The sequence below is a fragment of the Chryseobacterium candidae genome (assembly GCF_004916905.1).
Taxonomy (GTDB): domain Bacteria; phylum Bacteroidota; class Bacteroidia; order Flavobacteriales; family Weeksellaceae; genus Chryseobacterium; species Chryseobacterium candidae.
The window spans coordinates 52,668-66,228 of the sequence record NZ_SDLV01000029.1 but is presented as its reverse complement, the minus strand read 5'-3'; the positions used below and the strand labels follow the sequence as shown (position 1 = coordinate 66,228).

Here is a 13,561-nt window from a genome sequence, read left to right as displayed (position 1 = left end):
AATATGAAGGAGTTTTTTAACTGTGATGATTTTTTATATAATTTTTATAAAAATTTATTTGGAAATTTTAGTACTAATTCCTACTTGAAATATTCAATTTAAAATTTAATTTCAATCATCTTATTACATATTATTTTACAAATCCTGATATTCTGTGTTTCTGATGCAAAGTAACACATAACAAAAGCTTTTTTTGGCTTTTCTATACCCTCAAAAATTACTCAAATATATTATTGATTTATTTATAGTATTGATTTTTAATGATTTATAAATATTGGTTTCATTGAGATATTTTCGTACTGTAGCTATAAAATGATTAAGCTCAAAAAATTAAATGAAAAGCGAAAGTGGGAATAATTTTCATAAATATTTTGCTTTAAGAATATTTTTTATAGTCATATGCACTTAAAAGTTTTCTGAAATCTGGCTTAGTTGAATCATTTATATTCTTCTCTAAGAAATTCTTCCACATCACGAATATTAACATTATCATTTAATAAATTCCAAACTATATAATTTATTTTAACATGAGTTCGATATAATTAATGAAATAAATACAGTTGTTTAGTATCTACAAAATTGTTTTTAAGCTGGTCAAAGATGGTTTCCACAATAGCTCTTTTGCGTATCATATAGGCATCAAACATTGGGGTTAGAGATTTTGTTTTCATATTCTTTTTAAGCTTTGTTACCAGATGAATACCCTGAGAAAAAAGATTTTGAAAAAGCTCTTTTGAGATATATCCTTTATCCCCAAAAACTTTCCCATAAAGCTTTTTAATGAAGCGTTTATATTGAAGTGGATTTCTGTCATCTGCATTTCCGGCAGTGATCATAGAATCCTCCTGTTGTGGCACACCCTCAAAGGTGTACTATCTACAAAACTGATCCCGGTACAATCGGATAGATTCTCACTTTTCAGGAAAATACTCATGGGCATAAAGCTTTGTTTTTTCAGCTCTACCATTCTGTTGTAGCTTATTGTTTTGGGGAAATACTCTTTCATGAATTTTTACACATACCCCAAATAAAAGGACTTGAACTCTCTATATCCGGAAAGATGGAAAAGGATCTGGATGGTCATCACTTCCGAAACAGACATCGTAAATTTCCTGTTCCTTTTTTTCGTAGAAATCATGGCTTTTTCCCAAACTGGAATAAATTCTTTGCAAAAATCATCAACTTTGCAGAAAATTTCAGTAATTTTATTAGAACAAAATACAGGCAAAGATTTAGTTTAATTATTTGTAATCCATAACTTTAACTTACTAAATCTTTCGCTTTTTTGCAAATCTTCATACTACTTTCATTACATCGAACTCACGTTATTTAATAAATCAATTCTGCCATTATTATGATAAAAGTTCTATTTCATTATTTTTGAATCTGCAGTTTTTTCTCGCTATAAAATTGGATAGCCCTGAAATCAGGGCCATCCAAGAATCACTAAAAATAATATAGGTGTACTTCTATTTGATAATGATCTTTTTCGCAAGCTTTTTAGTTCCGGCTTCAATCACTATCATATAATTTCCTTTGGCAAAACCTGTAAGATCTATTTTACTTTCATTGCCTACTTTTTCCTGTGTGTGGAGCAATCTTCCGGACATATCAAAAATATGTGCCGTTCCGGTAGTTTTATCTTTCATGAGAATATTAAACCTTCCGTTGGATGGGTTCGGATAGATCTGGAAATCATCTTTTTCAAGTCCAATGTCTTTTACGGCTAAACTCGTAGACGTAGCTAATCTTGTACAAAGTTCTATAGCCGCTGCATTCACATTTCCAGAAGCCGTGGAATTATTCACCAAATCTAAAGCTCTGATTGTCCAGTTTCCGTTAGGATTTTGTCCATAATACCTGGTAAGATCAAGCCTGATAGGTTCTATTCTTGTATTCGGGCTAGCATTCAGGTTATTACAGTTCATTGGTAAAGACTGACCTTCCTGATCAAAGGTAGCCTTCAGAATGCTGACTCCCGGACAATTGCTGTACAAGAATATCTGATTCTGTTGATCATTAGGTCCTCTAAGCGTTAATACCAGATTTTCTAAATTGGTATATGATAAGTCCATTACCACATTAATATCTTCAATAGTATTGGTTACAGGAATATTGATTGGAATATTGGCAGGTGCATTGGGAGCTATCGCAAATGTCCCATTCGCAGGATACTGATTACATGTCAAAGTGACGTTGTGATTTATTGCAAAAGCAGGACTTGCAGCATAGAATATATTTCCTACAGATTCTACGATAATATACGCTTTCTGGGAAGGAATGGAAGGAATGGTAATGGTTTCCTGCCCATCATTTGCGGTATTGGCAACCAATGTTGTGAATGTGCTTCCTCCATCTGTTGAAATCAGGATATTAACCATCTGCGTGTTGATAGGGGCAGCATTTGTTCCGTTAACATTCCACTGGAGCTGATGGCTACTTCCTGAAGGATAGTTCTGATTCAGAGAAATGGAAGTTACTTTAAACGGCCCTGTACTGGTATCAACACTTACAATTGCTTCATCTGTAGCGGTCTGGCCACCTTCTGTAGAGTTGTCCCTTACCAGACTTATGAACTTCATATTCCTTGCTACATCGGAGACCATATTCCAGGTACTGTAAAGACTTCCGTCCAACACTTCATTCAGAGGTGGAAAATACCTTACCGGGCTTGAAACCGGAGAGTAAACTCTGAAATTGGGAGTTGTTGTAGAGTTACGATCTGGAAAAGTATAGTCTCCGAATGTAAAAGGCGGATTAGGGGGCGAAATATCGGCTTCCTCCCATGAATATGTAATGCTGTTGTTATCCGGATCGCTTGCTGCAGCCGTAAGTTTGAATGCCGTTCCTTTTGGAATGGTATAATCTGACCCGGCATTAACCGTTGGTGGATTGTTCGTTAAACCAATACTTGTTGCGCAGGTTGTTGTTTTTATATAATTATTGATCTGGCTGATGCTGTAATGTAAAAACTGATCACTGTGTTTATCCATTACGTCATGGGTTGCGGTTACTCCCGCATATGCCATAATAGTGGTTCCGCTTCCCGGCTCTCTGTTAGCTCCGGTTTCAGGCGATGACCCAAAAATACCCAAGTCTAAATTCTCCGGTCTGGAAAAGGTATGGTTGGCTCCATACTGATGCCCCATTTCGTGAGCAATGACCATCGCATAAATATATCCCTGGGGTCCGGTTCCGTTCACGGGCCCTGCATAGGCGCTTCCTTTTTTCTTATCAACCTGTCCGTTTACCAATCCCTGACTGTTCCGGCATACTGAAGCAATCATTCCTGCATTTCCTCCTTCCGCCTGGTTGGTAAAAATAATTCCTATATCATAATTTGTTTCTCCTATGGTGTTGGTAAGTGTAGTCTGAACGTCATTGCTAAGATTGTAGGCACTGTTATACGGATCTGAAGCTGCATCCAGAAAAATCACAGCATCATTGTTATCAATCAGGTTCATGTGAATTGACAGATCTCTTTCATAAACCGGATTGATGTAACTCATCAGATCGTTTACTGCAGCGAGAGAATTGGCAATAGTTCCTCCGTGATAAGCACTAAATTCTCCATCTACGGAAACCGCCAGCCTATAGGTTCTGAATTTTCTGTCATCTGTGTTATCCGTAACGAAGTTTACGTTTTTATTCACCGAAGCATCGTTAACTTTGCAGGTCCATCCCTTTTCCAACGGAAGCTGCTCCGCAACAGCAGGACTTACAAGATACACTGATCCGTCTGATACTACAGGTTCTATAACTACCGGTTTTTGATCTCTTGAAAATAAGATCATTTTGATACCTTTGTGTGAAATTCCAAAACTGATTGTATTCCCTTTGTCTCTTGTTGATACTCCTCTGTAGGACCTAATATCCGGGAACTTTTCCGCAAGTTTGGGAGACATATTGGATGCCTCATATACTGTATATTTTTCAAAACCTCCTTCCACTGTTGGAATTTCAATGGTTACATGGGAAGAAACTGCCATTCCTGTTTTTGATTGAGGCGCAGATTTCAAAACAGACCGTAACTGATCAATATCTAAAGTATACGCTTTAGAATAATCGAGTCCGATGTTTTTTTTGGACTCAATAACTTCCCTCTCGTTGATTTTTGTTTTTTCCCAGAAATTCTGGCCAAACAGGGATTGCACCCCTAAGCCTACTAAGGCCATGCATAAGTAAGTCTTTTTTTTCATATTTTTTTTTTGGATTTTATTAATGAAAGTACGTCGGAATACCATAATATAAAATAACAGATATATGTCATTTTATTCTATCCCTTGCTGTTCAAAAAATCTCAATAAAAACAACATTAAAAAGTTTAATCTTACACTGGTCTAGATGCTGTGGCAGTTTTTCGAAATACATATAATAAATAGTTACTAAACAAGCAAACTATATCTTGTAACCTATGCAAGGTCATATCACTCTAAAAACTTCACAAAACCACCTCTATAATCATCTTCTTCAATCATGGAAATGGGTTCACCAAAGAGTCTGATCCATTCATTTCCGGATTCATAAGATGTTCTGTTTTCAAACAAGTTCGATATCAAGGTCACTAAAATCATCTACAGGAGCGTAAGGGTTTACCAATGAACTGGTAAGAACAACAGCACGGATGTCAGGATTGTTATCAGCCCATTGAATAATCTGTTTTCAGCTTTTATTCCCTCACTTTCATATTAATAAGACTCTGATATTTTCACACGATACACGTCAGAAGAGTTTCTCTTGATTGATTCCACAAAAAAACCGCCTTCTTCAGGAATGACTTCTTTCAGATCAAAACTTTTACAGTCTTTCGGAAGCCCGGAAAATATCAGGGTAAACCAAAAGTCTTTCATAAAAGGAACCGGCGTCCAATACGGGGAAATTGAAATGTTTTCCGCATGAATCATTTTGCTTCTATGCTCAGACTGGTTGTCAAAAAGATAGGTCGAATGCCAGATCCTGATCAGGTTTCCCAGAAACGGTGATGCCGGAAAACAGCAGTGTACAATAACCTGCCTCTCCTCTTCTGTTTTCGCCTGAAGAGATTCCAGGATTTCTTTTGCAATAACTGGTTTTACAATTACTTCTTCCACCTTTTTTATGTGTAATAAATAATGAGCAATGAGTAATAGTCTTTATTACTCATTGCTCATTATGGATGTTAATATTCTAATTCTAATTTTTCTTTGGTGTAATTTCTTACTTCATGGGTCAGCTCAGGGTTTTCTGCCAGTTTTTGTCCATAAGAAGGAACCATTTCCAGCAGTTTTCCTTTCCATTCTCCGTGTAACTTTTCAGGGAAACATTTTTCCAGTACATTCAACATGGCATAAACTGCTGTGGATGCGCCTGGGGAAGCTCCCAGCAGGGAAGCGATTGTTCCGCTCTTGTTCACTACTACTTCAGTTCCGAATTCCAGCTTACCGCCTTCTTTTTCATCTTTTTTGATGATCTGAACTCTTTGTCCTGCTACTTTCAGTTCCCAGTCTTCTTCTTTGGCATCTTTGATAAATTCCCTCAGATGCTGCATTCTCTGAGACTTCGTCATGGCAACCTGCTGGATCAGATATTTCGTTAATGGAATATTATGCCACCATGCTCCGAAAAGGGATTTCAGGTTTTTGGTATTTACACTTTCAGGAAGATCAAGGTAACTTCCTTCTCTTAAAAATTTGGTTGAAAATCCTGCAAAAGGTCCGAAAAGAAGTGCTTTTTTCCCATCAATAATTCTAAGATCCAGGTGTGGAACAGACATTGGCGGAGCATCTACCGTAGCCTGAGTATATACTTTAGCATGGTGTTTTTCTACCAATTCCTGATTATGGCTTACCAGCCACTGGCCGGAAACCGGGAAGCCTCCGTAGCCTTCACTTTCTTTAATATCTGAACTGTCCAGTAACGGAAGCGCATAGCCTCCTGCCCCGATGAATACAAAATCTGCTACCACTTCCTGTTTGTGGCTATGGATTCTGTCTTTCACCTTCATTTCCCATTTACCGCTTTCTCTCGGGCTGATATCTTTCACTTCATGGTATAAGAAAACCTCAACATTGGAATCTTCCAGAAGGTGTCTTCCCATCTTTCTCGTCAGAGTTCCGAAGTTTACATCGGTTCCCATATCCATCTTTGTTGCAGCCATTACTTCAGACTGATTTCTTTTGCTCATCACCAAAGGAATCCATTCTTTCAGTTTCTCGTGATCTGTAGAAAATTCCATTCCTGAAAAAAGGACAGATTCAGCCATTTTATCGTGACGTTTTCTAAGGTATTCAGCATCCTTTTCTCCGAATACCAGACTCATGTGTGCACAGGAATTGATAAATTCTTTGGGTTCATGAATATATCCTTTGGTAATCAGATAAGACCAGAATTGTTTTGAAATTTCAAACTGCTCCGCAATACTTTCAGCTTTGGTAATATCAATAGATCCGTCTGGCTTTTCAGGGGTATAATTTAGCTCACAAAAAGCGGAATGTCCTGTTCCGGCATTGTTCCATGCAGCTGTACTTTCTTTGGCAAATCTTCCGAGTCTTTCGAAGATCGCGATTTCAAGAGTTGGATCAAATTCATGAAGCAGCGTTGCTAAAGTGGCGCTCATGATTCCGCCGCCTATCAGTACAACGTCGTATTTAGGTTTCGGTGTTCTGCTTGTAAGCGATTGTGACATAATTTTAAAATTTTACTTCAAATTTCGGGAAAAGTTTTAAAAACCGGAACGATTTTACACGTTATTTTTTCGTTCAAAACACTTATTGGGTACGCAACAAAAAACCATGGAAAATTTCAATAAAACATTATTGAAAGGATTGATAATGTAATATCATTATCATCTCCGCGATCATCAAAATGAACATAAAAAAACTTAAGCATTGAAATGCCTAAGTTCAATTAATTTTATTTCACAAACAAGGTTTTAGTAATACGCCTTTGTTTTTTAATTCAATTTTGCAGTCAGTTTTTTAAACTGTTTTTCAGCATTTTTACCTTCATACAAAATAGCATATACTGTATCGATAATCGGGAGTTTAAGATTTTTCTGTTTCGCTGTTTTATAGATGGAATCTGCAGCGTAATATCCTTCTGCCACCATGTTCATAGACTGAATTGCAGATTTTACCGTATACCCTTTCCCGATCAGGTTTCCAAGGTTTCTGTTTCTTGAGAAAAGTGAATATGCTGTTACCAGAAGGTCACCCAGATAGGCACTTTCGTTCACATCTCTTGGTGCTTCATAAATCGCTTCAAGAAATGTTTCCATTTCACGGATCGCATTGGAAACAAATACGGCTGTAAAGTTATCACCATAACCCAACCCACTTGCTATTCCCGCTCCGATGGCAAAAATATTTTTAAGAATGGCGCTGTATTCATTTCCTAAAATATCTTTGCTTGTATGAACTTTGATAAAGTCTGAACTGAAGATTCCTTCAAGTTTTTCTGCAGTTTCATCTTCTACTGTCGCAATCGTAAGATAGGAAAGTCTTTCCATAGCCACCTCTTCTGCATGGCAAGGTCCTGCAATAACAGCCTGGTTTCTGAAACCGATTTTAAATTCATCACGCAGGTAATGCGCTACTACGTCATTTACTTTAGGAATAATCCCTTTAATTGCAGAAATAAAGATCTTATCCGAATAATCACACGTCATCTTATCCAACGTATCAGACAGGTAGATAGACGGTGTTGCCAGAACAATAACATCACAGGCAGCAACCAGATCGTTGATATCTGTGGTCAGTTTTAAACTTTTAAGATTAAAATGGGCAGCCGTAAGATAAGTGGGGTTATGTCCACGAAGCTCAATAGCTCCTTTTACAAATTCATTTCTTACACACCAGTGTACTACTTTGCAGTTTTCAACAAGCATTTTTACGATAGCGGTTGCAAAACTTCCGCTTCCTACAACTCCTACAGAAATATCCTTTTTATTCTTTTTTGGATTCGAAGATTCTGAAATAATTTTCTTTTTAGCCATAATTGGAATGTGAAATGCAAAGATATTAAAACAAAGACGTAACGCAGGCTTTGAAACTATGATAAAAGCCATTTTCTGAAAAAATTAACACTTCCACACAATTAAACAGCTAATTAGCCGTTAAATACAGAAAAAACTGAATTTTAAATAAAAATAACTCACAAAACTTATTTTTATTTAAATTTGCATCTTCAAAACCGTTTTAACTTACTAAGAGAAGAAATATGAAAAAATTTCTAAGCAGCAAGAAGAACGTAAACATTCTCCTGGGAGGACTTTTACTAGTAGTTTTTGCACAAGGTGTATTCATTGCGAAGCTCTTTTCTGAAAGAGACGACAAAACCTACGAAGTGAACCTTGTAAAAATAAACACTGAAAAAGACAGTGTAGATTATTTAAAAATGAAAACTGATCTTACTCTTGTAGATCAGACCGTTGCTCAACTCAACTCCTTCCTGAAGGCCAAAGACATCACTAATGAAAAACTAATGATGCTCAATCAGGACAGTATTTCAAATTCTATTTATCTTTCCAGGCAGGCTAACCGATACAGCCAATACCTGATGGATCTTCAGAAAAAACTGATGCAGGTTCCATTAGGAATGCCTACTGACGGATATATTTCATCTAATTTCGGGATAAGAAAAAATCCTATTCCGTTCAAAACTGTTTTTGCTTCGGTAAGATCAAGTGCCGCAACAGAGGCAAAACCAACAGTAGTGGCAGCAGCTAAGCCTGAAGTAAAAGCTGAACCTGTTGAGAAAATTATAGAACTTACAGACAGCTATGGAAATAAAAGAGAGGTAAAAGTGATGGTTACACCAAAAGCGGCTCCTGTAGCTGCAACTTCTGCTCCTGCAACGACAACAAAAGCAGCTTCCGGAACTCCTGCAACTAAAACAACTGTTACTGAAAAAAACAATCCACCTGCTGAAGCTGATCAGATGCAGTTCCACAAAGGGCTCGATATTGCTGTGGCTTATGGTTCTGATGTAAGAGCTGCCGCTGCCGGAACTGTTATTTTCTCAGGACAGAAAGGCGGTTACGGAAACTGTGTGATTGTTTCCCATGGTAACGGATTGGCTACATTATACGGACATTTATCTGAACTTATCTCAAAAGTGAATGATAAAGTAAAAGTTGGTCAGGTCATTGCAAAATCCGGAAATTCCGGGCGTTCTACAGGGCCTCATCTTCATTATGAAGTACACAAAAACAATACTCCGATTAACCCGAAATTATTTATGAATCTATAAAAGAAAACGGTCTCTCATGAGGCAGTTTTTTGGTTTTACAAAATAGAGTATTCATTTAAAGACCTTTTTTAAACACTAAGAACACGAATAGTTCCACGAATATAAAGAATCACTAATATAATTCTCATGATCATAGATCTATAAAATCTGCGAGAGATTATTTTAATTCAAAGTTTTTAATTTGCTTTCTTTTGAGTCTAAGGAGACAAAGTTGGAATCAGCAAACTGATTTGATGAGCTCTGGTGATATTTTATTGTTAACTATTATGATACAAAAAAGACAGCTGCACTGGCAGCTGTCTTTTTATTTTAAAATTTTAAGCGTTCCTTTCGGATGGGTAAATGTACCGCCGGGACCTGCAATATTCGAGTAGATGATATTTTTATTATAATCCTGAATATGGGTTACATTGAAACCAAGGTGTGGCTCATGCCAATAGACCATAAAAATATTTTTCGCCACTTCTACAGCGGTATATTCCACAGTGTCTGTACTGTTTTTTGAACTTCCGGCTGTTCCTGTGAATGTCATGGTTTTGTTATCTTTAAAATCCAGGATGAATTTTACTGCTCCAAAATCCACTTCCACTTTATGCCCGATTGCCGGATATGGTGATTTAAGATCCCAGTCCATTTCTTTAAGATAAACCTTTACTCCCATTTCAAGTTCTTCCTTTCCTGGCAGATCAGGGTATTTTTTAACCATGAAATCTACAATAGCAGATGAAGTTTTGTTTTCATTAACTGCCTGTTTATAATTTTCCAGATAGCTTTTTACAAAATCAAGAGATTGTGGTGATGTGGAAAGTTCTGCAAAATGAGAAGGAATAACTTTTTCCGGTTTCAAACCTTTCATAGCATCAATCTGTTCTATCCATTGATCGATTGCTTTAACATTCTGAGTATCCGCCATCCAAAGATGTGAGCCAACAGAAACTGAAATCCCGCCTGCAATGGTTTTGATGGAAGGAATCCAAAGAAAACTATGCGCCGGATCTTCCGGATTTTGTCTGATCTCAATTTTATTTCCTTCTAGATCAGGAATTGAAACAGCTGCTTCAGGAACTATAATTTCTGAAGGCGCATCTGTTTTCAACTGTGGTTTCCATACTGACAGTTTATCATCTTTGGAAGCTGATATCAGATAAGCGGTCTGAGCTGTTGAAATAATTTTTACATCAGGAAAAGCTTTTTTAATCACATCCAATCCAAAATAAAAATCAGGATCACTGTGAGAAATGAAGACTGTTTTCAGTTTTTTTCCTGTTGCCTTTATTTCTTTAACGAGCTGTTCTGCATATTGTTTCTGAAACTGAGCATCCACAAGTATGGCATCTTTATCTCCATAAATAATGGTAGACGTAATGGGAAATATAGCTTTGGTTCCCGGATTATATACTTTTACTTTGAGATTTCCCGCGAATATGCTGACAAATCCCAACAGTGCTAATAACGACCATAATTTTTTTTGTATCATCTCTGTTCTTTTATGTTAGTAAGCAGCTGTAAAACGTTCACGGATATGGTTGTTCTGCTCTAATTCATCTACTAAAACTACGGCTACATCTTCTACAGACAGACGGCTTCTTCCGTTGTCATCAAATACAGGAGTTTCCAGTGATGTTCTGTATTTTCCTGTTCTTTCTCCTACGTTGGCCTGGTTCATTTCAATAGCAGGGCTGAAGAATGTCCAATCGAGAGTATTATTTTCTTTGATTTTGTTTAAATAGTCTCTTGCTGCTGTTGCACCTGGTTTGTAAGCTTCCGGGAAATCAGGAGTATCTACAATTTGTACATTATCCGGAGTATAAAGGCTGCCTGCTCCGCCTACTACAATCAGTCTTTTTACTCCAGACTGTTCTACTGCTTTTTCAATGTTCTCTGAACCATTTAAAAAATCGTTGTAAAGATTAGGATTCGTCCATCCTGCATTGAATGTGCTGATTACCGCATCACTTCCTTTCAATGCTTCTGCTAATTCATCAACATTGTTTACGTCAACACTTTTTGCGGTTACATTTTCCTGTATTTTCACTTTTGATGCATCTCTTACCAATGCTTCCACCGCATATCCTCTTTCTGCTAATTCTGATACTACGTGTGCTCCTACAAATCCTGTTGCACCAATTACTGCTACTTTTTTCATAATGTTTTATTTTTTTTAATTAAATTGTAATAAATTTTGTTACATTTAAGGGTAAAAAATTTTTATTCGAACTGGTCAGTGAATTCCTGTAATGACTTGTCTCCTAAAAAGTTTACCACCAATTGATCTGTTTCTTCAAATAATGTATTTAAATGATTGTTGATCTCCTTTCCAACACTGCATGCCGGATTGGGATTCTGATTTTTTTTGCCTAATACTTCGGTATTTTTTACTGCTTTATAGATCTCAGAAATAGTGATCATTTCAGCATTCTTCGCAAGCTGGCTTCCTCCTTCTTTTCCTTGTCTGCTGATAATCAGACCTGCTTCTCTCAATACGCTGATCTCCTTTCGGATAATCACCGGATTTACATTGATACTGCCAGCCATCCAGTCAGAAGTAAGCCACTCCTGAGGGCTTTTCGCCAATAGTGTCATAATATGTACTGCCGTAGCAAATCTTGTATTGTTCATTGTAATTACAGGGCAAAGATACACATTTTTTAAATGTAACAAAATTTATTACAGTTAAATTTTTCTTAAAGGATTAATTTATCCAGATCCAGCAACAGATAATTGATGTTTTGATTAATGGTACGGGTTGCCGACTGCATCTGATTCAGCATAGCAGCTCGGTTATGAAGATCATCAGCCCTGTAAAACCCGCCATCACTGAAGATCACAGATTTATCTGCTGTCTCCTTACTGTCATCAAACTGATAATGCAGCCATCTCATTTTCATATTTCCAATAATGGAATGCTCTTCTTTGTTGGAAAACTTTTTCTCAGTATACATATACCATATAAAAGGCGGAAAATTGGGAGATTCTAATTTTTCTCTCCATATATCTCTTAAAAGATTTCTCTGATGGATAAATTCTACTTTTTTACCTTTAGGATTAAGGGTTGCCAAACCAAAACCAGCTCCCAGCACCCCTCCGCCTATATCGATAGCATTACTCCAGCCCTGATCTTGTACAATTCCTCCTGCGATGGAAGCTGCTGCTCCTGCAACAATTGAATATAAAATAAGTTTATTATTTCTTGACGAATTCAGGTTATCCACATAGTTTCCTATCTGTGCTACTCTTTCTCCTTCACAGTCAAACTCCGCAGCTACCGCATCCAATTCTGTAAGAGCAATCGTTATTTTACTATTTATTTTTGTCTTTAGCTGTAAAACTTTAATTTGGGAAGCAAGGGATGAGTCTTTTTTAAGATCAATAATTTTATGAACTTCGTCTAAGTTATCCAGTGCATTTAATATCAGGATACTCTGATCGGAAAAAATTTCTTTTAATTCTTTATTGGCTGCCAAAATAGAATCAGCATTGTAAGAGGGAAGTTTATTGCTGTAGTTATATTTGAACGGAGCTTTGCAGTAGCTGTCTTTCAGTGTGAGAATATTCTGCTGAATAGCCTGATTCTTCCTGGAAACACAGGATGTAAGAAGCCCGAAAACAATCAAAGGATAAAAAAGTTTTTTCATTCAGTCATTTTTTGTGCAGGATTGATGAATTGTACCCGGTTCATAATTTTCTTCACCCATACAATTGTCAATACGAATATAATACAAATAAAAAAATTTACCTGAAATCAGGTAAATTTTAATCTATTTTTAAGTAGTATTATTTAATATCCAGCAATTCAACTTCGAAAACAAGAGTACTGTTAGGTCCGATTTCTTTGCTGATCTCCTGATCTCCATACGCTAAGTGCGGAGGAATAATCAGTCTCCATTTGCTTCCTACAGGCATTAGCTGAAGCGCTTCCGTCCATCCTGAAATAACTCTGTTTAAAGGGAAAGATGCAGGTGTACCTCTTTTCACAGAGCTGTCGAATACTTTACCGGAAATGGTAGTTCCGTGGTAGTGACATTTTACAGTAGATTTTGGGCCAGGTTTCGGGCCTTCACCTTCTGTAATAATTTCATACTGCAAGCCGCTTGGTAACTGCACAACGCTTTCTCTTTTACCATACTCTTCCATATATTCTTTACCGTCTTTCAGGTTCTTTTCTGCTAATTCTTTTTTACGTTTAAATAACATATCTGCTACTCCCATATTATAATTTTTTACAAAGATAAGGCTTTTTAGGGTTGGAAGGTGGAAGCTCAGTGAGGGAAGTTTAAAACACCAAAGCATTTCCTTTCTAATCGATATGTTCTTAAAGCATTCTTATTAAAAA

General features: G+C 36.8%; 12 protein-coding genes and 1 pseudogene. 1 reads left to right on the top strand and 12 read right to left on the bottom strand.

Annotated elements, in window-relative coordinates:
* Positions 1 to 542: 542 nt before the first annotated feature.
* The 7 genes and pseudogenes from EK417_RS21790 to EK417_RS14260 all read right to left on the bottom strand — a co-directional run bounded on the left by EK417_RS21790 (position 543) and on the right by EK417_RS14260 (position 7,972).
* Positions 543 to 1,228, bottom strand: a pseudogene (locus EK417_RS21790) (transposase).
* A 241-nt stretch (positions 1,229 to 1,469) separates the two neighbouring features.
* Positions 1,470 to 4,199, bottom strand: coding sequence for a reprolysin-like metallopeptidase (locus EK417_RS14280; protein WP_168801998.1), 2,730 nt, complete (start codon positions 4,197 to 4,199; stop codon positions 1,470 to 1,472).
* A gap of 228 nt (positions 4,200 to 4,427) precedes the next feature.
* A complete protein-coding gene (locus tag EK417_RS21785; RefSeq protein WP_438830165.1) occupies positions 4,428 to 4,574 on the bottom strand; it encodes a hypothetical protein in 147 nt (48 codons plus the stop codon).
* Entirely contained in the window at positions 4,540 to 4,626 is an 87-nt protein-coding gene (locus EK417_RS21780) for an aminoglycoside 6-adenylyltransferase (protein ID WP_438830167.1), read from the bottom strand. The genes EK417_RS21785 and EK417_RS21780 overlap by 35 nt, the downstream gene beginning before the upstream one ends.
* Before the next feature lie 62 nt (positions 4,627 to 4,688).
* Entirely contained in the window at positions 4,689 to 5,090 is a 402-nt protein-coding gene (locus tag EK417_RS14270) for a hypothetical protein (protein WP_034693615.1), read from the bottom strand.
* 68 nt (positions 5,091 to 5,158) lie between these two features.
* The gene (gene mqo / locus EK417_RS14265; protein ID WP_110368270.1) at positions 5,159 to 6,664 is read right to left on the bottom strand and encodes a malate dehydrogenase (quinone); all 1,506 of its coding nucleotides are present in this window, start codon (positions 6,662 to 6,664) and stop codon (positions 5,159 to 5,161) included.
* A gap of 267 nt (positions 6,665 to 6,931) precedes the next feature.
* Complete coding sequence (locus EK417_RS14260) at positions 6,932 to 7,972, bottom strand: NAD(P)H-dependent glycerol-3-phosphate dehydrogenase (RefSeq protein WP_136522552.1); 1,041 nt, start codon at positions 7,970 to 7,972, stop codon at positions 6,932 to 6,934.
* 224 nt (positions 7,973 to 8,196) lie between these two features.
* Between EK417_RS14260 and EK417_RS14255 the strand changes: the two genes are divergently transcribed.
* Positions 8,197 to 9,228: a M23 family metallopeptidase gene (locus tag EK417_RS14255; RefSeq protein ID WP_110368268.1), complete on the top strand. Its 1,032-nt coding sequence runs from the start codon at positions 8,197 to 8,199 to the stop codon at positions 9,226 to 9,228.
* A 304-nt stretch (positions 9,229 to 9,532) separates the two neighbouring features.
* On the opposite strand, the gene EK417_RS14250 is transcribed toward EK417_RS14255, so the two are convergent.
* From EK417_RS14250 to bamJ, 5 genes are all read right to left on the bottom strand, one after another.
* Positions 9,533 to 10,705, bottom strand: coding sequence for an MBL fold metallo-hydrolase (locus EK417_RS14250; RefSeq protein WP_136522523.1), 1,173 nt, complete (start codon positions 10,703 to 10,705; stop codon positions 9,533 to 9,535).
* A gap of 15 nt (positions 10,706 to 10,720) precedes the next feature.
* On the bottom strand, positions 10,721 to 11,374 hold the full coding sequence (locus EK417_RS14245; RefSeq protein WP_110368266.1) for an NAD(P)-dependent oxidoreductase: 654 nt from the start codon (positions 11,372 to 11,374) through the stop codon (positions 10,721 to 10,723).
* Between the two features lie 62 nt (positions 11,375 to 11,436).
* Entirely contained in the window at positions 11,437 to 11,889 is a 453-nt protein-coding gene (locus EK417_RS14240; RefSeq protein ID WP_228457941.1) for an Rrf2 family transcriptional regulator, read from the bottom strand.
* Positions 11,890 to 11,912: 23 nt separating this feature from the next.
* A complete protein-coding gene (locus EK417_RS14235) occupies positions 11,913 to 12,863 on the bottom strand; it encodes a hypothetical protein (RefSeq protein ID WP_136522522.1) in 951 nt (316 codons plus the stop codon).
* A 139-nt stretch (positions 12,864 to 13,002) separates the two neighbouring features.
* Positions 13,003 to 13,437 carry a BamJ family beta-barrel-assembly machinery protein gene (gene bamJ, locus EK417_RS14230; RefSeq protein WP_076596658.1) on the bottom strand — a complete coding sequence of 145 codons (435 nt, stop codon included), beginning with the start codon at positions 13,435 to 13,437 and terminating at the stop codon, positions 13,003 to 13,005.
* Positions 13,438 to 13,561 lie beyond the last annotated feature (124 nt).